The sequence below is a fragment of the Mesorhizobium sp. M4B.F.Ca.ET.089.01.1.1 genome (assembly GCF_004022605.1).
Lineage (GTDB): Bacteria > Pseudomonadota > Alphaproteobacteria > Rhizobiales > Rhizobiaceae > Mesorhizobium > Mesorhizobium abyssinicae.
Genome location: NZ_RZOS01000005.1, coordinates 1 through 17574 on the forward strand (window position 1 = coordinate 1; position 17574 = coordinate 17574).

The 17574-nt window shown below is 65.1% G+C and carries 15 protein-coding genes; 10 read left to right on the plus strand and 5 right to left on the minus strand.

Annotated features, from left to right (window positions below):
• Positions 1–183 precede the first annotated feature (183 nt).
• The 4 genes from EN780_RS01015 (at position 184) to EN780_RS01030 (ending at position 5645) form a co-directional block, all read left to right on the plus strand.
• Complete coding sequence (locus EN780_RS01015; protein WP_128271646.1) at positions 184–2142, plus strand: EB domain-containing protein; 1959 nt, start codon at positions 184–186, stop codon at positions 2140–2142.
• Positions 2143–2347: 205 nt separating this feature from the next.
• Positions 2348–3025, plus strand: coding sequence for a ribulose-phosphate 3-epimerase (gene rpe / locus EN780_RS01020; RefSeq protein WP_127286292.1), 678 nt, complete (start codon positions 2348–2350; stop codon positions 3023–3025).
• Between the two features lie 275 nt (positions 3026–3300).
• Positions 3301–4047, plus strand: a complete 747-nt coding sequence (locus tag EN780_RS01025; protein ID WP_127391743.1) for a GntR family transcriptional regulator — start codon at positions 3301–3303, stop codon at positions 4045–4047.
• An 83-nt stretch (positions 4048–4130) separates the two neighbouring features.
• Positions 4131–5645, plus strand: coding sequence for a malonyl-CoA synthase (locus EN780_RS01030; RefSeq protein WP_128271648.1), 1515 nt, complete (start codon positions 4131–4133; stop codon positions 5643–5645).
• Between the two features lie 74 nt (positions 5646–5719).
• On the opposite strand, the gene nagA is transcribed toward EN780_RS01030, so the two are convergent.
• Genes nagA through EN780_RS01050 form a run of 4 tightly spaced genes read right to left on the minus strand, consistent with a single transcriptional unit; the run spans position 5720 to position 9559 of the window.
• On the minus strand, positions 5720–6877 hold the full coding sequence (nagA, locus tag EN780_RS01035; protein WP_128271650.1) for an N-acetylglucosamine-6-phosphate deacetylase: 1158 nt from the start codon (positions 6875–6877) through the stop codon (positions 5720–5722).
• Positions 6874–7905: an SIS domain-containing protein gene (locus tag EN780_RS01040; RefSeq protein ID WP_128271652.1), complete on the minus strand. Its 1032-nt coding sequence runs from the start codon at positions 7903–7905 to the stop codon at positions 6874–6876. The genes nagA and EN780_RS01040 overlap by 4 nt, the downstream gene beginning before the upstream one ends.
• Entirely contained in the window at positions 7902–8681 is a 780-nt protein-coding gene (locus tag EN780_RS01045) for a GntR family transcriptional regulator (protein WP_127287221.1), read from the minus strand. Before EN780_RS01045 ends, EN780_RS01040 begins: the two co-directional genes overlap by 4 nt.
• Positions 8678–9559 carry an N-acetylglucosamine kinase gene (locus EN780_RS01050; protein WP_128271654.1) on the minus strand — a complete coding sequence of 294 codons (882 nt, stop codon included), beginning with the start codon at positions 9557–9559 and terminating at the stop codon, positions 8678–8680. Before EN780_RS01050 ends, EN780_RS01045 begins: the two co-directional genes overlap by 4 nt.
• Before the next feature lie 199 nt (positions 9560–9758).
• Between EN780_RS01050 and EN780_RS01055 the strand changes: the two genes are divergently transcribed.
• From EN780_RS01055 to EN780_RS01080, 6 genes are all read left to right on the plus strand, one after another.
• Positions 9759–10667 carry an N-acetylmuramic acid 6-phosphate etherase gene (locus EN780_RS01055; protein ID WP_128271656.1) on the plus strand — a complete coding sequence of 303 codons (909 nt, stop codon included), beginning with the start codon at positions 9759–9761 and terminating at the stop codon, positions 10665–10667.
• A gap of 53 nt (positions 10668–10720) precedes the next feature.
• Positions 10721–11980, plus strand: coding sequence for an ABC transporter substrate-binding protein (locus EN780_RS01060; protein WP_128271658.1), 1260 nt, complete (start codon positions 10721–10723; stop codon positions 11978–11980).
• Between the two features lie 227 nt (positions 11981–12207).
• On the plus strand, positions 12208–13137 hold the full coding sequence (locus EN780_RS01065) for a sugar ABC transporter permease (protein WP_128271660.1): 930 nt from the start codon (positions 12208–12210) through the stop codon (positions 13135–13137).
• A gap of 11 nt (positions 13138–13148) precedes the next feature.
• Positions 13149–13988, plus strand: coding sequence for a carbohydrate ABC transporter permease (locus EN780_RS01070; RefSeq protein ID WP_126056910.1), 840 nt, complete (start codon positions 13149–13151; stop codon positions 13986–13988).
• 241 nt (positions 13989–14229) lie between these two features.
• Positions 14230–15288, plus strand: a complete 1059-nt coding sequence (locus EN780_RS01075; RefSeq protein WP_128271662.1) for a Gfo/Idh/MocA family oxidoreductase — start codon at positions 14230–14232, stop codon at positions 15286–15288.
• Between the two features lie 25 nt (positions 15289–15313).
• A complete protein-coding gene (locus EN780_RS01080; protein WP_127283410.1) occupies positions 15314–16312 on the plus strand; it encodes an ABC transporter ATP-binding protein in 999 nt (332 codons plus the stop codon).
• A gap of 263 nt (positions 16313–16575) precedes the next feature.
• Here EN780_RS01080 and EN780_RS01085 read toward each other — a convergent pair whose 3' ends face one another.
• On the minus strand, positions 16576–17421 hold the full coding sequence (locus EN780_RS01085) for a fumarylacetoacetate hydrolase family protein (RefSeq protein WP_128271664.1): 846 nt from the start codon (positions 17419–17421) through the stop codon (positions 16576–16578).
• Between the last annotated feature and the right edge of the window lie 153 nt (positions 17422–17574).

Below are 17574 nucleotides of genomic sequence, written 5' to 3' on the forward strand. Positions count from 1 at the left end.
CCGCAGGTGCAGCAGGATCCGGCGGGAGCGAACATCCAGAACTCCAAGCCGTGATCTAGCGATAGGAAAACCAGAACCCCGCCGGAGCAATCCGGCGGGGTTTTTCGTTGGCGGGATCGCCCGCGTGAACCTTGATGCCGCGAGCGGCGACCAATCGCTGAAGGAACACATCAGGAGAGAGAGATGTCTTCAGTCAGCTATGCCTTTCGCAATACGGTTGCGACTGTTGCCCTGTTCGCAGCCGGACTAGTCAGCACCTCCGCTTTCGCCACACAGGCCAACATCAAGTCGATGTCGTTCGACACGCAGAGCGTCAACACCACGCTTCATGTCGTTTCGAGCGACAAACAGAAATGGGACAGGCTGAAAAGCGGCACGGTCCAGTTCTGGGGCCACATGAAGATCGACACACGCTGGCCAGGCTACGTGCAGCAGGTCGGTGTATCGCTCGGCGTATGCGGCCCCAGCCAGTGCGGGGCGTTTCCGCCGATCTGGAGCGCATCGCCGGTCAGCCGCGACTATGATCACCAGGAGAACTTCTCCTTCGATCCCTCGATCATGGCGCTGTCTTCGAATGCGGACATCGCGTCGGTGCCCTATGGCGATCAGATTATCGCCAAGTGCAACCAGCACCTCCAGCCCGATGGGCCGACGAAGTCCTATTCGTTCACACACACTTTCCACGCGACCTTTTCGGCGCTGACCGACAAGGCGCTCGACATGCACAATGCCGCCACCGAGGTGACGGGCGGCAGCTGGCCCTATCCGATCTACGAATCGCACTATGCCGAACACGGTTCGTTCGACGTTCAGGTCGTCTGCGATCCCGTCGTCAAACCGGCGGCTCAGGACATCGCCGTCGACTTCGGCGAATTCGAGACAAAGAACGTCAAGCTGTTCCTGACCACCTACCGCTCGAACCAGCCCGGCTCGACACCCGGCACAGTGTGCCCGGCGCTCAAGGTGACCAGCCGCGCGCAGGCCAACAAGGCCGGGCCGGTATCGATGCGCATCTGGCGGCAGAAGGACAATGGGCCGATCACATCGGAGTTCAAGCAGGTCTGGGCGTCCTTCGACGCGGGCAAGAACGGCTATTTCGCCACTTATGAGAGATGGGAGAATGTCGGAGCGACCGCGTACTTCCAGTACAAGACCGAAATAGTCGGCAACGGCCCGTTCGAGCCCTTCGACGGCTGGAAGGACATCACCGTCCATTGCACTGGCGCGGGCGGCGGCGGCTTCACCGATGGACCGCAGGCCGATCCCGACAACCCGCCGGCAAAGGCCGACTGGCAAGGCGAAGTGACCGTTTCCGACAGCGCCGGATCCAGGAAACTTTGCCCGCGCAAAGGCCAGGTCGCGTTCGAAGCGAGCCGCGATGCTCCCGGCGCGTTGCACTATCGGATCGGTTGCTCGAATGGCGCCTTCTTCACCGGGACCGCGGTCGCCTTCAACGAAGGCGGTGTGTTCAAGGCCAGTGCCGCGCACGATCTCAGCATTAGCAGGACCCGCTCGATCCAGTGCACCTTGCAGGAGATCAAACCGAATGGATCCATCGCCACCATCGACATGGATGCGGAGGATTTCACCTGCATAAGACGCACAGTCGAGCCCAAGGTCGACGATCTGGTCTCAAGCCCGCGCCCCGACTTCGGCAAGCCCAGGCTGCCGCCGGTCGTCGTCGATCCCGGCCGCAAATGCCTGCCCAGCCAAAGTCTGCTGCGCGGCAAATGTGTCGACAGGCCGCTGGTGGCCGCATGCAAGAGCACCGAGAAGCTGGTCGACGGCCTGTGCATCGGCGTCAGCATCCATTGCTTGCCCGGCTATCATCAGCTTGGCCTGAAATGCGTGAAGAATGCCGTGATCGCCGGGAAATGCCGGCGTGACGAACAGCGCGTCAATGGCGAATGCGTGCGCAAGCCTTCCATCATCATCGACTGCAAACGCGGCTACCATCTGGTCGGCAAGGCGTGCGTGAGGGACGCAATCATCACCACGGGCTGCCGGCCAACCGAAATGACGGTGCGCGGACATTGCGTGCCCAGGCCGGCTTCGAAGACGCTTGGGCTGCAGAAGTTGAAGCAAGGCAGAGGCCAGTCGTTTCTGCCGGGGCAGGCCAGGTCACGGCTTCAGGTGAATTGAATCCCGCTGCAAATCAGGAGAGAGGCGGTGCCGCCTCTCTCCTTTGCGGGGATCACTAAACGTCATCCTGGTCTACAGCGACGTGCGTCCTTTTGGCGCTAGCTGCCCTCCAACACGAAATCGGGCATTGTCCTTTCCGAAAATCGGTTCCGATTTTGCAGCCGATGCGCTAGGGCGGAGCGGACTTGAAGAACGGGAAGCGGACATGGCCAAGAAAACCCTGATCGCGCCATCGGTGCTGGCGTCGGATTTCTCGAAGCTCGGCGACGAGGTCGAAGCCGTCGCGGCGGCCGGCGCCGACTGGATCCATCTCGACGTCATGGACGGCCATTTCGTCCCCAACATCACTTTCGGCCCGCCGGTGGTGAAGGCGATCCGCAACCGTACCAAGGCCTTCTTCGATTGCCATCTGATGATCGCGCCGGCCGATCCCTATCTGGCCGCCTTCGCCGAGGCCGGCTGCGACGGCCTGACCGTGCATGCAGAGGCCGGCCCGCATCTCGACCGCTCGCTGCAGACCATCAAGAACCTCGGCAAGAAGGCCGGCGTGTCGCTCAACCCGGCGACACCCGAAAGCGCTGTCGAATACGTGCTCGACCGGCTCGACCTGATCCTGATCATGACCGTCAATCCGGGCTTTGGCGGTCAGGCGTTCATTCCGGCAATGGTCGACAAGGTGAAGCGGGTGAAGGCGCTGATCGGCAACCGTCCGATTCGCATCGAGATCGACGGCGGCGTGTCGCCGGAGACGGCGCCGCTGGTCACCGCGGCGGGCGCCGATGTGCTGGTCGCGGGCGCCGCCATCTTCAAGGGCGACAGCGTCGAGGCCTATCGGGCCAACATCGAGGCGATCAGGACCGCGGCGGACAGCGCCGCCGCCTGATCCTGGCCGTTGACCGTATCTCGGCTGGATACCCAGTCTGATTGATCACCGAAATGAGTAGCTTCGCTGTTCAGCGCCTCAAGCTTCTCAGAAAATTCAATATTCTTGAGCCGCCCGTTACTTCGGCGAGCCACTGCGCTCTATCCTCTTTAAGTCCAATACCATCATCTTCCGCTTGAGGCCGCGAAGTGTGGCACGGTATAGTACGCCTACGGGATTGAGACTGCTTCGCAACAAGAACCAACAACAGGCCAAGGCAGGCAACAGGAGCGATATTGACGTACGGAACCGCCGATCCGGGCGATGAAGGTGCCGGACCCAAGAGCACCCTTGCCAGCACGGTCTATCATCAACTTCGGGACGATCTCTTGCGCGGTGTGCTGGAGACCGAAAGCAAGCTTCGGGTCGAATGGGTGGTTTCGCGATATGGCGCCGGCGCCTCGCCCGTGCGCGAGGCGCTTAACCGTCTGGCTTCGGAAGGCCTGCTCGGCCGCCACGACCAGCGCGGCTTCTTCCTCATGCCGGTCAGCGCCGAGGAGCTGGATGAGCTGACTCGCACCCGCTGCTGGCTGGAGGAAAGGGCGCTGCGCGAATCGATCGAGCACCGCACCGGCGAATGGGAGGAGCAACTGGTGCTGGCGCTGCATCGCCTGGCGCGCGCCCAGCGCCGCCTGCCGGGTGAGCCCTCGACCAACAATCCGGACTGGGAGAAGCTGCATCGTGCCTTCCATCGCGCGCTGATCGCCGGCTGCCGGTCGCACTGGCTGGTCGGTTTCTGCGACCAGCTTTCCGACCAGGCTTCCCGCTACCGGCTGATCTCGCAGCACGGCCCGGGTGACGAGCGCGACGACCTTGCCGAACACCGCCAGATCGCCGAACGCACCCTCGATGGCGACGCCGACGGCGCGGTCGAGGCCTTGCTCAACCATTACCGGCTGACGGCGGCCATGTGCATGGCGCGTTTCAGCCAGGACGGCGATCCCAAGGCAACCGCGGCCAAGGCGTTGCGCGGCCGCAAATAGCTGCTCTTCCAGCCTCAAATCTGATATTCGCTCTCGCCGAAACGATGCGAATTCAGGATTCGCCGCGCCACGCGGGAGCAACAATGAGCAATCACCTGTTCGACGCTTTTCGCGTCCGCGTCACGGCACCTCGGCGGCTGTTGATGCAGACGGATGACGGGCGATCCCTCACCTATGGCGACATGCTGGCGCGCTCGGCGCAGCTGGCGCATGCGTTGGTGCAATCCGGCGTGGCGCCGGGCGACCGCGTCGCCGTGCAGGTCGAGAAGAGCCCGGAAGCGGTGCTGCTCTACCTTGCTTGCCTGCGCGCCGGCGCCGTCTTCCTGCCGCTCAACACCGCCTACACACTGCCGGAACTCCGCTATTTCTTTGGCGATGCCGAACCGCGGCTGGTGGTCTGCGACCCGGCAAGAGCGGCCGATATCGGCCCGCTGGCGCAGGCGTCCGGCGCGGCGCTGGCGACGCTTGGCCAGCACGGCGACGGTTCGCTGCCCGAAAGCGCTTCCGGAAATCAGGCGGATTTCGACGATGTGGCGCGCGGACCGGACGACCTTGCCGCGATCCTCTACACGTCGGGAACGACCGGCCGCTCGAAGGGCGCCATGCTCAGCCACGAGAACCTCGCCTCGAACGCGCGCGTGCTGGTCGAGCATTGGCGCTTCAGCGCCGAAGACGTCCTGATCCACGCGCTGCCGATCTTCCACACGCATGGCCTGTTCGTCGCCACCAACGTGATCCTGATGGCCGGCGCCTCGATGCTGTTCGAGGCAAAATTCGATCCGGCCCGCATCGTCTCGCTGCTGCCGCGCGCCACCGCGCTGATGGGCGTGCCGACCTTCTACGTGCGCCTGCTGCAGCAGCAGGGCCTGGACGCCCAGGCGGCGAAAACCATCCGCCTGTTCATTTCCGGCTCGGCGCCCTTGCTTGCCGAGACGCATGCCGCCTGGCGAGAGCGCACCGGCCGCGCCATCCTCGAGCGCTACGGCATGACCGAAACCAATATGAACACATCCAACCCCTACGATGGCGAGCGGCGCGCCGGCACGGTTGGCTTTCCCTTGCCGGGCGTTTCGCTGCGCATCGCCGATCCCGACGGCGGCGGGTCGCTCGCACAGGGCGAGGTTGGCATGATCGAGGTGAAGGGCCCGAACGTCTTTGCGGGTTACTGGCGGATGCCGGAAAAGACCAAGGCCGAATTCCGTCCCGACGGCTTCTTCATCACTGGCGACCTCGGCCTCGTCGATCAGGACGGCTACGTGCATATCGTCGGGCGCGGCAAGGACCTGATCATTTCCGGCGGCTACAACATCTACCCCAAGGAGATCGAGGGCGAGATCGATGCGCTTGCCGGCGTCAGCGAAAGCGCGGTGATCGGCGTCGCCCATCCGGACTTCGGCGAGGGTGTCACCGCGGTCGTGGTGCGCAAGCCGGGCTCGGCCATCGGCGCGGCCGATGTCCTCGACGCCATCGCGGGTCGGCTGGCGAAATACAAGCACCCAAAGCAGGTGATCTTCGTCGACGAGCTGCCGCGCAACACCATGGGCAAGGTGCAGAAGAACCTTTTGCGCGAGACCTACAGAGATCTCTACGGCCAATAGTTTTCGATGACGATGCGCGAAGGGCTCCGGCCAATTGCGAACGTTGGTTCCTAATTGACGGTAGGATCGAGGGCCTACGCTCCGAACACCTTCTTCCCGCCGATCCAGACGCTCTTCACGTTCAGATCGTCCGACAGACCAACAATGTCGGCTGCGGTGCTGTTGGCGAAGCGGCCGAGCCGGTGCGCCTGGCCGATCGCCTCGGCTGGATAGAGCGAAGCCATGCGCAGCGCCTCGCCAAGCTCCAGCCCGACGACGCGGTGCATGAAGCGCACGGCCGAGATCATGTCGAGATCGGCCCCGGCCAGGGTTCCGTCGGCCAGCCTGAGGCTGCCGTCCTTGCGGTAGATGGTGCGGCCGTTCAGCGTGAACGACGTCATGTCGGTGCCGATCGTCGCCATGGCGTCGGTGACCAGCACGATCTTTCCCGGCCCCTTCTTGGCGCGCAGCGCGATCGCCATAGTGGCTGGATCGACATGGATGCCGTCAGCGATAATGCCGGCCGACAGCCCGCCTGTGTCGATGGCCGCGCCCGCCAGCCCCGGCTCGCGGTTGCCGATCTGGCTCATGGCGTTGAAGAGATGGGTCACCACGGTCGCGCCGGCCGCGGCGAAGGCGCTCGCCGTGGCATAGCCGGTGTCGGAATGGCCGAGGCTGACGATGAGGCCGGCCTTTGCCAGGGCCGCGACACGCGCCGGCTCGACCGATTCGGGCGCGATCGTGGTCAGCAAGACCGGGAGTTCCTTCCGCGCCGCGATCAGCGCTGCCTGGTCCGCGTCCGTCATCGGCCGGATCAGCGCCGGGTCGTGCGCGCCCTTGCGGGCGACCGACAGATGCGGCCCCTCGAGATGCAGGCCAAGGAAGCCCGGCACCTTCTGCCGCGCCGCCGCGGCGCCGGCCGCGACGGCAGCCGCCGTGATCGCTGGCGTATCGGTGATCAGCGTCGGCAACAGCGCCGTGGTGCCGAACGGCGCGTGCGCCCGGCAAATGGTCTCGATCGAGGCGACGTCGGGATGGTCGTTGAGCATGACGCCGCCGCCGCCATTGACCTGCAGGTCGACGAAGCCCGGCGCCAGCAGGCCGTCGGTCTCGATGCGATCGACACCGGCCGGAATGGCGCCGGCGGGGAGGATGGCCTCGACCAGGCCGCCGCTCACCACGAGGGCCGCATTGTCGTGCCAGTCGGCGCCGTCGAAGATGCGGGCGCCAGTGAGGGCGAAACGGTCGCTCATACGGTTTCCGTCACCTTGCGCAAATTGCGCGGCGTATCGGGGTCGAGGCCGCGATGGCGGGCAAAGGCCTCGACGAAGCCATAGAACGACACGATCAGCGCCAGTGGATCGGTCAGCGGATGGCCGGTCGCCACATAGGGCAGGGCCCGTGCCTTGGTCGCTTTGCCGGATGTCACGAAGACGGCCGCGCCCTTGCCGGCCAGATTGTCGGCCGCCTCGGCGACCGACGGTTCGGAAGCGTCGCGCGCGGCGAGCGCCAGCACCGGGAAGCCCGGCCCGACCAGCGCCAGCGGCCCATGCATGACCTCGGCCGCGCTGTAGGCCTCGGCATGCATGCCGCAGGTCTCCTTGAATTTCAGCGCCGCCTCGTTGGCCATCGCCGCGGACGGACCGCGGCCGAGGATGAACAGCGACCGCGGCGTCTCCAGCGCGCCGGCCAGCGCCATCCAGTCGCAGGCGATTGCCTTCTCGAAATGCTCCGGCAGGCGCGCCAATGCCGCGAGCAGCGCATCGTCGCCGGTGCAATGCGCCATCAGCGCCAGGCCGGCGACCGCCGAATTGACGAAGGTCTTGGTCGCCGCGACGCTGCGCTCCGGCCCGGCCAGGATGTCGATGGCAAAGTCCGACGCCCGCGCCAGCGGCGAATCGGCGGTGTTGGTGATGGCGACGGTCAGCGCGCCGCCGGCCCGCGCCGTCTCCGCCATGGCGACGATGTCGGGGCTCTTGCCCGATTGCGAGATCGCCAGGCAGGCCGAGCCGGCGAGCCTCAGCCTGGCGCCATAGATCGAGGCGATGGACGGGCCGACCGAGGCGACGGCAAGGCCGGCGGTCAGTTCGACGGCGTATTTCATGAAGGTGGCGGCATGGTCGGATGAACCGCGCGCCACGGTGACGACGAAGCTCGGATCGCGCTCGCGGATGCCGCGCCCGGCCTCGCTCAGCACGGCGGCCGAGCCATCGAGCAGGCGGGCCGTGGCCTCCGGAATCTCCTCGATCTCGCGCCGCATATGGGTGGGGGTCGCGCTCATGGCCGGCTCTCCTCTCCCGGCCCGGTCAGCCGGAGTTCGGCGACGAAATCATAGGCGTCGCCCCTGTAGATCGAGCGGGTGAATTCGATCACCTTGCCGCTCGCAAGATAGGAAATACGTTCGATATGCAGGCCGGCAACCCCCGGCGGCACTTCCAGCAGGCGCGCATCGCCGTCGCCGAGATTGGCGGCCGAGATGCGCTGCACGGCGCGAACCGGCCGGTTGCCGGTCAGTTCCAGCGCGGCATAGAGCGAGGAGCCGATCGCCTCGGGATCGGGCAGCACGCTGGCCGAGAGCGACGCGCGCTCGATCGCCAGCGGCGTGTCGTTGGCGATGCGCAGGCGCGCCACCCGCGCCACCAGCTCGTTTGACGACAGGCCGAGCACCATCGTCTCGTCGGGCGAAGGCGCGTAGAGGCCGCGATCGAGCCAGGCCGAGCGCACCACCATGCCGCGCCGCGCCATGTCTTCGGTGAACGAGGTGAGCCTGGACAGCGACTGCTCGACGCGCTCCATGCGCGGGGCGACGAAGGTGCCGGAACCGTGACGCTGGACGAGGATGCCGCCCTTGACCAGATCCTGCACCGCCTTGCGCACGGTGACGCGCGAGATGTCGGCCTTGCTGGCGATGTCGCGCTCCGACGGCAGCGCGTCGCCTGGCCCGATCAGGCCGCGGTTGACCGCTTCCTCGATGCTCTTCCTGAGCTGCAGATAGAGCGGCGCGCCGCTCTGCGACGATTCCTTCAGCATGGCGAAAATCTGGTCGGCGGCGCTCATTGGGCAACCTCCGAACCGCGCGCAAAGATGCGCACCGCCATCTGCACGGCGCCGCCCAGCGCATCGTCGAGCGCCGGCTTCAGCAGCGCCTGGTAGCGCGCCGAAAGCCGCGGCGCATAGAGCGGCGCCAGGCCGCCAAGCAGGCAGAGCGGCGCATTGCCGGCAAGATCGAGCGCCCCGAGCGAGGCTTCGACGTCGGCAACCGCCTTGTCGAGGATCCAGTTGGCGACAAGATCGCCCTTGGCGGCATGGTCGAAGACCTTTGGCGCGAAACCGCCGAAATCGCCGGGCTTGGCATTGGTGGTGAACTCGACGACGTCCTCGGGGTTGTTGCGGAAGACGGCGAGTATCGCATCGGTCAGCGGCGAGCCCGGACGGATGCCGTCATAGGCGAGCAGTGTCTGTTCCAGCAGGTCGCGGCCGATGCGCGCGCCGCTGCCCTGGTCGCCGACCTGAAAACCCCAGCCACCAATGGCGTGTGACTTGCCCGCCTTGCGCGCCATATAGGCGGTGCCGGTGCCGAGGATGGCCATGGCGCCGTCGCTGGGCCCGACCGCACCCTCCAGCGCGATCTCGGCGTCGGTCTCGACTTGGCTGGCGCTGAACGGCAGGATCGCCTCGAGCTGCTGCCTGTAAGTGCCGACATTGGCGCCGGCGAGGCCGAGAATGGCGGGCGTTTGCGGGATGAGTTCCGGATTCTTGCCGGCGGCGACGAACGCCTGCCGTGCCGCCTCGACAATGTTGGTCCTGGCGCCGGTGAGGTCGGTGCGGATGTTGGCGGCGCCGCTTTTGGCGCGGCCAAGCACGACGCCGTCAGCGGTCGCAAGGGCCGCCCTGCAGCTGGTGCCGCCGCCATCGATGCCAAGTACGAAATTCACGCGATTTCTCCTCCGGACGGATAATACCAATAAAATACCAATAGCCAAGAGTTAATTTCGCTTTCAAAAAGATTAAGGCGTATTTTATTGAAAAACCACGATATTTTGCCGGCAAGGCGAATTTCGCGCGGCGAATTCGTTAATCCGTGTGGACAAGTGGTATTTTTTTGGTATTGTTTCGTCAGTTGGAGGACAACGGATGGCCGAGAAGCGCACCGAAGCGCATCACCAGAATGCCGAGGGGCTGGATATCCAGGCTCCGGACGCCATCCTTTCCTTTCTTGCCGATGCGCAGATCGAGGCCGCCAAGGCCGTGCGCGGCGCCATCCCCGCCATAGCCGCTGCAGCCGAAATCGTCGCCGAGCGGCTGAAGGATGGCGGCAGGCTCGCCTATGCGGCGGCCGGCAGTTCGGGTCTGATGGCCTTGGCCGACGCGCTGGAACTGCCCGGCACCTTCGGCATCGGGCGCGACCCCATCGCCATCCTGATCGCCGGCGGCGACGAGGCCTTCCGCACCCTTGCCGGCGGGCCGGAGGACGACACCGATGAAGCCTCGGCCGCCGTCGCCGCCGCCGGCATCGGCGAGCGCGATTGCCTGATCGCGATTTCGGCCAGCGGCTCGACGCCTTATGCGGTCGCCGCACTGGAGCACGCACGGAGCCGGGGCGCCGCAACCATCGCCATCGCCAACAACCGGGACGTGCCGCTGTTCCGGTCGGCCGATGTCGCGATCGTGCTCGAGACGCCGCCCGAACTGATTGCCGGCTCGACGCGCATGGGCGCCGGCACCGCCCAGAAGATCGCCCTCAACATGCTGTCGACGCTGGCCGCCATCCATCTCGGCCATGTCCATGACGGCTACATGGTCAACCTCACCGCCGACAACATCAAGCTGCGCGACCGCGCCATCCGCATCGTCGCCGCCATCAGCGGGCGCGGCAGGGACGATGCTGCGCGCCTGCTCGAACAGAGCGGCGGCGTGGTCAAGACCGCCATTCTGCTCGCCGCCGGCGCCGCCAACGCCGACACGGCCGAGAAGATACTGGAAGGGACCGGGCGGAAGCTCCGGCCGGCCCTTTCCGCGATCGAGGGGAGCAAGGGGCGCTAGCCCCCCGTTCTCATCAAAACCGAACCTGAAAAAGGTCAACAGGGAGACTGAAAATGACGACCAAACTACTGACGGCCCTTCTGCTCGGCACCAGCATCCTCGGCTCCGCCGGGGTGGCCTATGCCGATGACGTTACGCTCAACATCGAAAGCTGGCGCGGCGACGACCTGACCATCTGGAAGGACAAGCTGATCCCGGCTTTCGAAGCCAAGAACCCCGGCATCAAGGTGGTGTTCGCGCCTTCGGCGCCGACTGAGTATGACGCCGCACTCGGCGCCAAGCTCGCCGCCGGCTCGGCGGGCGACCTGATTACCTGCCGCCCCTTCGACAAGTCGCTGGAACTCTTCAAGAAGGGCAACCTCGCCGATCTCTCGGCGCTGCCCGGCATGGAGAACTTCTCGCCGGTCGCCAAGGCGGCCTGGCAGACCGACGACGGCAAGGCGAGCTTCTGCGTGCCGATGGCCTCGGTCATCCACGGCTTCATCTACAACAAGGACGCCTTCGACAAGCTCGGCATCAAGGTGCCGACCACCAATGAGGAGTTCTACGCCGCGCTCGACAAGATCAAGGCCGACGGCACCTACATCCCGATGGCGATGGGCACCAAGGACCTCTGGGAAGCCGCGACCATGGGCTACCAGAACATCGGCCCGAACTACTGGAAGGGCGAGGACGGCCGTCTGGCGCTGATCAAGGGCGACCAGAAGCTGACCGACGCCGACTGGGTCGAGCCCTACAAGGAACTGGCCAAGTGGAAGCCCTATCTGGGCGACGGCTTCGAGGCCCAGATCTATCCGGACAGCCAGAACCTGTTCACGCTCGGCCGCGCCGCCATCTATCCGGCCGGCTCGTGGGAGATCGGCCTGTTCAACACCCAGGCGCAGTTCAAGATGGGCGCCTTCCCGCCGCCGGTGCAGAAGGCCGGCGACACCTGCTACATCTCCGACCACACCGACATCGGCATGGGTCTGAACGCGGCGTCGAAGAATGCCGACGCGGCCAAGAAGTTCCTGTCCTGGGTCGCCTCGCCGGACTTCGCTACCATCTACGCCAACGCGCTGCCGGGCTTCTTCAGCCTGAACAACACGCCGGTGAAGATGGAAGACCCGCTGGCGCAGGAATTCGTCTCCTGGCGCGGCAAGTGCAAGTCGACCATCCGCTCGACCTACCAGATCCTGTCGCGCGGCACGCCGAACCTCGAGAACGAGACCTGGGTTGAATCGGCCAACGTCATCAACGGCACCGACACGCCGGAGGCCGCGGCCAAGAAGCTGCAGACCGGCCTCGACAGCTGGTACAAGCCGGCGAAGTAAGAGCTCAGGCAACGGACCGGCCGGGCATCTGCCCGGCCGGCATTCGGACAGTTTTTAGATAGCGATTGTCGGCGCCGCCTCTCGGTCTTACCCTCTCATCGAGCGGGGAAGACGAAGTCGCAATCGCGGGCCTTGTCCTCTCCCGCAGGGGACGATCGGGCCGTGCATAGAGGCATCATCTAGCATCATACGATTTGGAACCGAGAGAGACGGCGGGGACCGAACTCATGGCCGCACAAACACGACCGAAAAGACCGATCCGCTGGCACATCGCCATCTTCCTGGCGCCGGCCGTGCTCGTCTACACGGCGATCATGATCCTGCCGCTCGCCGGCACGCTGCAGCTTTCGCTGTTCCGCAACGTCGACCAGTCCCAGGTCTTCGTAGGGCTGGACAATTTCCGCACCCTGTTCGGCGATCCCAACTGGTCGGTCAATTTCTGGAACGCGCTGAGGAACAATGTCTGGTTCTTCATCATCCACATGCTGGTGCAGAACCCGATCGGCGTGCTGCTGGCGGCGCTGCTGTCCAGCCCGAGGCTGCGCTTCGCCGCCTTCTACCGCACGGCGATCTTCGTGCCGACCATCCTGTCCTTCGTCATCGTCGGCTTCGCCTGGAAGCTGATCCTGTCGCCGCTGTGGGGCGTGGCGCCGCATTTGCTCGACTTCGTCGGCCTGAAGAGCCTGTTCACGCCTTGGCTCGGCAAGGAGCAATACGCCCTGACCGCGCTCAGCCTGGTTTCGGTCTGGCAGTTCGTCGGCATCCCGATGATGCTGATCTACGCCGCGCTGCTGTCGATCCCGGACGAAGTGATCGAGGCGGCCGAATGCGATGGCGTCACCGGCATGGCCCAGTTCTGGAAGATCAAGCTGCCGCTGATCCTGCCCTCGATCGGCATCATTTCGATCCTCACCTTCGTTGGCAATTTCAACGCCTTCGACCTGATCTACACCGCGCAAGGGGCGCTCGCCGGGCCGAACTATTCGACCGACATCCTCGGCACCTTCCTCTACCGCGCCTTCTTCGGCTTCCAACTGCAGATCGGCGATCCCAACATGGGCGCTGCCATCGCCACGATGATGTTCCTGATCATCCTCGGCGGCGTCTGCGTCTACCTGTTCCTCATCCAGACGCGCCTGCGTCGCTACCAGTTCTGAGGAGGCGAGCCATGAGCACTGCAACCCATTCGCTTCCCCGCACCATCGGCGCCCACGCGGTCCTGCTGACCTATACGGCGATCGCGCTGTTTCCGGTCATCCTGGTCATCGTCAACTCGTTCAAGTCGCGCGCCGCCATCTTCGGCGCGCCGCTTACGCCGCCGACGCCGAAGACCTTCGACCTGATCGGCTACACCACGGTGATCGGCCAGGGCGACTTCATCCACTATTTCCAGAACAGCCTCGTCGTCACTGTCGCCTCGCTGTTCTTCGTGCTTTTGTTCGGCGCCATGGCCGGCTTCGCGCTGTCGGAATACCGCTTCCGCGGCAACACGATGATGGGGCTCTATCTCGCGCTCGGCATCATGATCCCCATCCGCCTCGGCACCGTCGCCATCCTGCAGCTGATGGTGGCAAGCGGGCTGGTCAACACACTGACGGCGCTGATCCTGGTCTACACCGCGCAGGGCCTGCCGCTCGCCATCTTCATCCTGTCGGAATTCATGAAGCAAGTGTCGGACGACCTGAAGAATGCGGGGCGCATCGACGGCCTGTCGGAATACACGATCTTCTTCCGGCTGGTGCTGCCGCTGGTGCGCCCATCGATGGCGACCGTCGCCGTCTTCACCATGATCCCGATCTGGAACGATCTGTGGTTCCCGCTGATCCTGGCGCCATCGGAGGAGACCAAGACGGTGACGCTCGGCGCCCAGCTCTTCCTCGGCCAGTTCGTCACCAACTGGAACGCAATCCTGGCGGCGCTGTCGCTGGCGATCCTGCCGGTGCTGATCCTCTACGTCATCTTCTCGCGGCAGCTGATCCGCGGCATCACGTCGGGAGCCGTCAAGTGAATGCGGACCGCCAATTCTCCGTGGGGCCGTGCCTCACCCCACCCGGCGCTGCGCGCCGACCTCCCCATCGAGGGGAGGTAGAAGGTCGTCGCTTTTTCATCGACCGCCCCTCGTTTCTATTCAGAGCAACTTCTTCGGCAATGAGGATGTTCACGCCAACGCCCTACCTCCCCTTGATGGGGAGGTCGGCGCGAAGCGCCGGGTGGGGTGACACCCTCCCAAGAAAAAGTGGAGCAACCAGGTGAGCGACAAACCCCTTCGCGTCGTCGTCGCCGGGCTCGGCAATATGGGCCGCAGCCATGCGCTGGCCTATCACAACAATCCGGGCTTCGAGATCGCAGCACTCGTCAACCGCTCCGACGTGCCGCTGCAGGACGGGCTCGCCGGCTACGGCATAAGGCGCTCCTTCGAGGAGGCGTTGCGCGAGGAGAAGCCCGACGTCGCCGCGATCGCCACCTATTCCGACAGCCATGCCGATTATGCGGTGCGAGCGTTCGAGGCGGGCTGCCATGTCTTCGTCGAGAAGCCGCTGGCAACCACAGTGGCGGACGCCAGGCGCGTCGTCGCCGCCGCCAAGGCCAACGGCAGGAAACTGGTGATCGGCTACATCCTGCGCCACCACCCGTCCTGGGTCAGGCTAATCGCCGAGGCGCGCAAGCTCGGCGGCCCTTACGTGTTCCGCATGAACCTCAACCAGCAATCGTCAGGCCATACCTGGGGCACGCACAAGCAGCTGATGCAGACGACGTCGCCGATCGTCGATTGCGGCGTGCATTATCTCGACGTGATGCTGCAGATCACCGACGCCAATCCGGTGGAGGTGCGCGGCATGGGAGTCAGGCTGACCGACGAGGTCGCCCCTTCCATGTACAATTACGGCCACCTGCAGGTGCTGTTCGAGGACGGCTCGGTCGGCTGGTATGAGGCCGGCTGGGGTCCGATGATCTCGGAGACCGCCTTCTTCGTCAAGGACGTCATCTCGCCCAAGGGCTGCGTGTCGATCGTCATGAGGGAAGGCATCAAGTCCGACGACATCGACACCCACACCAAGACCTCGACCATCCGCTTGCATAGCGCCGCCACCGGGCCGGACGGCAGGTTTGCGAAACAGGACGAGTTGCTGTCGATGGAAGGCGAGCCCGGCCACCAGGAGCTCTGCGACCTCGAACAGGCCTTCCTGCTCAAGGCCATCCGCGAGGACATCGACCTCACCAGGCATATGGACGACGCGGTCAAGTCGCTCGCCGTCTGCCTCGCCGCCGACGAAAGCGTGCGCAGCGGCGCCGCCGTCAAACTCTAGAACCAGTCAAAACAGGGACGACGCCGTGGGTTCGCTGAACATCGAGAATGTGAAAAAGGCTTTCGGGCCGGTCGAGGTGCTGAAAGGCATCGACCTGGAGGTCAATGACGGCGAGTTCGTCGTCTTCGTCGGCCCCTCCGGCTGCGGGAAGTCGACGCTGCTGCGGGTCATCGCCGGGCTTGAGGATTCGACCTCCGGCCGGGTGGTCATCGATGGCCAGGACGTCTCCGTCACGCCGCCCGCCAAGCGCGGCATCGCCATGGTGTTTCAGACCTATGCGCTCTATCCGCATCTGACGGTGAAGAACAATATGGGCCTCGGCCTCAAGCAGGCCGGCACTCCGGCGGCCGAGATCGACCGCCGCATCGGCATCGCGTCCTCGATGTTGTCGCTGGAGCCCTATCTGGAAAGGCGTCCGGCCGAACTGTCGGGCGGCCAGCGCCAGCGCGTCGCCATCGGCCGCGCCGTGGTGCGCGAGCCGAAGCTGTTCCTCTTCGACGAGCCATTGTCGAACCTCGATGCGGCGCTGCGCGTCAACACCAGGCTGGAGATCGCGCAGCTGCATCGCCGCCTGAAGGCGACGATGATCTACGTCACCCACGACCAGGTCGAGGCGATGACGCTGGCCGACAAGATCGTCGTGCTCAACGCCGGCCGCATCGAGCAGATCGGCGGCCCGATGGAGCTCTACAATTCGCCGGCGAATGAATTCGTCGCCGGCTTCATCGGCTCGCCGAAGATGAACTTCATCGACGGCGCCAGGCTCGGCGAGACGGCCAAGACCGTCGGCGTGCGGCCCGAGCACCTGACCGTCGACACGACATCAGGCGCCTGGAAGGGCACGGTGGTGCATGCCGAGCATCTCGGCGCCGACACCAACCTCTATCTCGATTGCGAGAAGGCCGGGCTGCTCACCGTGCGCATCTTCGGCGTCTACAACGCCGAGCCGGGCTCGACGCTCTACGCGACGCCGGATCCGGCGAAGACCTATCGGTTCGGAGCGGATGGGAAGGTGCTGAAGTAGGTGCGTCTTTCCTCTCCCTCCGGAGGGGGGAGAGGTGGCGCCGCGAAGCGGCGACGGAGTGGGGGAAGGCAGGTCCTCAAATGCGCCGCCGCTGACGAGCCCTGATCATTGCTTAGCTTGAAATGACAATGGTCGAGCCAGGTCGACCCCCACTCCGTCGAGCTTCGCTCGACACCTCTCCCCCGATCGACGGGGGAGAGGAAGGGCGCGAAACCGCCTTCTCTCCTTCCGCAACACCACAGGGGAGAAGGGGAGGCGGCGCTTTACGCGTCCGCCCTAAACGTCTGCTTCTGCTGGCCCAGCCCTTCGATCCCGAGCTCGACCACGTCGCCGGCCTTCAGGAACACCGGCGGCTTCATGCCGAGGCCGACGCCGGGCGGCGTGCCGGTGGAGATGATGTCGCCAGGATGCAGCGACATGAACTGGCTGAGATAGGAGACCAGATAGGCGACGCCGTAGACCATGGTCTTGGTCGAGCCGTTCTGCATCGTCTTGCCGTTGACGGTCAGCCACATCTTGATGTTCTGCGGGTCGGCCACCTCGTCCTTGGTGACCAGCCACGGGCCGATCGGGCCGAACGTGTCGCAGCTCTTGCCCTTGGTCCACTGGCCCTGGCGCTCGGCCTGGAAGGCGCGCTCGGACACGTCGTGCGAGACGCAATAGCCGGCAACATAGTCCAGCGCGTCGGCTTCCGAGACATATTTCGCGGTCTTGCCGATGACGACGCCGAGTTCGACCTCCCAGTCGGTCTTGACCGAGCCGCGCGGGATCAGCACGTCGTCGTCAGGCCCGACAATCGCCGAGCTCGCCTTCATGAAGATGATCGGCTCCGGCGGCACCGTGGCGCCGGTTTCGGCGGCGTGGTCGGAATAGTTGAGGCCGATGCAGATGAACTTGCCGGTGCCGGCGACGCAGGCGCCGATGCGCGGGCTGCCGGAAACCGCCGGCAGCGATTTCGCATCGAGCTTTGCCAGCATGCCCAGCGAAGCCGGATGAAGCGCCGTGCCGCCAATGTCGGCGACGTGGGCCGAGAGGTCGCGGATGGTCCCATCCGCATCGAGCAGGCCGGGACGTTCGCTCCCCACCTCGCCATAGCGCAGCAGTTTCATCTAAATCCTTCTCCTACTTGCGGCCCGTGGCCGTTTGCAAACTCTCCGCCGAAGCGACGGCTCCCTTGCGGAAACCGGGCGGACCGTATCCATCGCCCCGGTCCCGGGCAAGCACGGTCACTGCGTCTGGCCGCCGGCGCGCGGGATTTTCAG

What these genes read in the sequence shown, in the direction of transcription:
- EN780_RS01015 (WP_128271646.1), top strand. Translation starts at nt 184, where the DNA reads ATGTCTTCAGTCAGCTATGCCTTTCGCAATACGGTTGCGACTGTTGCC.
- rpe (WP_127286292.1), top strand. Translation starts at nt 2,348, where the DNA reads ATGGCCAAGAAAACCCTGATCGCGCCATCGGTGCTGGCGTCGGATTTC.
- EN780_RS01030 (WP_128271648.1), top strand. Translation starts at nt 4,131, where the DNA reads ATGAGCAATCACCTGTTCGACGCTTTTCGCGTCCGCGTCACGGCACCT.
- nagA (WP_128271650.1), bottom strand. Translation starts at nt 6,877, where the DNA reads ATGAGCGACCGTTTCGCCCTCACTGGCGCCCGCATCTTCGACGGCGCC.
- EN780_RS01040 (WP_128271652.1), bottom strand. Translation starts at nt 7,905, where the DNA reads ATGAGCGCGACCCCCACCCATATGCGGCGCGAGATCGAGGAGATTCCG.
- EN780_RS01045 (WP_127287221.1), bottom strand. Translation starts at nt 8,681, where the DNA reads ATGAGCGCCGCCGACCAGATTTTCGCCATGCTGAAGGAATCGTCGCAG.
- EN780_RS01055 (WP_128271656.1), top strand. Translation starts at nt 9,759, where the DNA reads ATGGCCGAGAAGCGCACCGAAGCGCATCACCAGAATGCCGAGGGGCTG.
- EN780_RS01060 (WP_128271658.1), top strand. Translation starts at nt 10,721, where the DNA reads ATGACGACCAAACTACTGACGGCCCTTCTGCTCGGCACCAGCATCCTC.
- EN780_RS01065 (WP_128271660.1), top strand. Translation starts at nt 12,208, where the DNA reads ATGGCCGCACAAACACGACCGAAAAGACCGATCCGCTGGCACATCGCC.
- EN780_RS01070 (WP_126056910.1), top strand. Translation starts at nt 13,149, where the DNA reads ATGAGCACTGCAACCCATTCGCTTCCCCGCACCATCGGCGCCCACGCG.
- EN780_RS01085 (WP_128271664.1), bottom strand. Translation starts at nt 17,421, where the DNA reads ATGAAACTGCTGCGCTATGGCGAGGTGGGGAGCGAACGTCCCGGCCTG.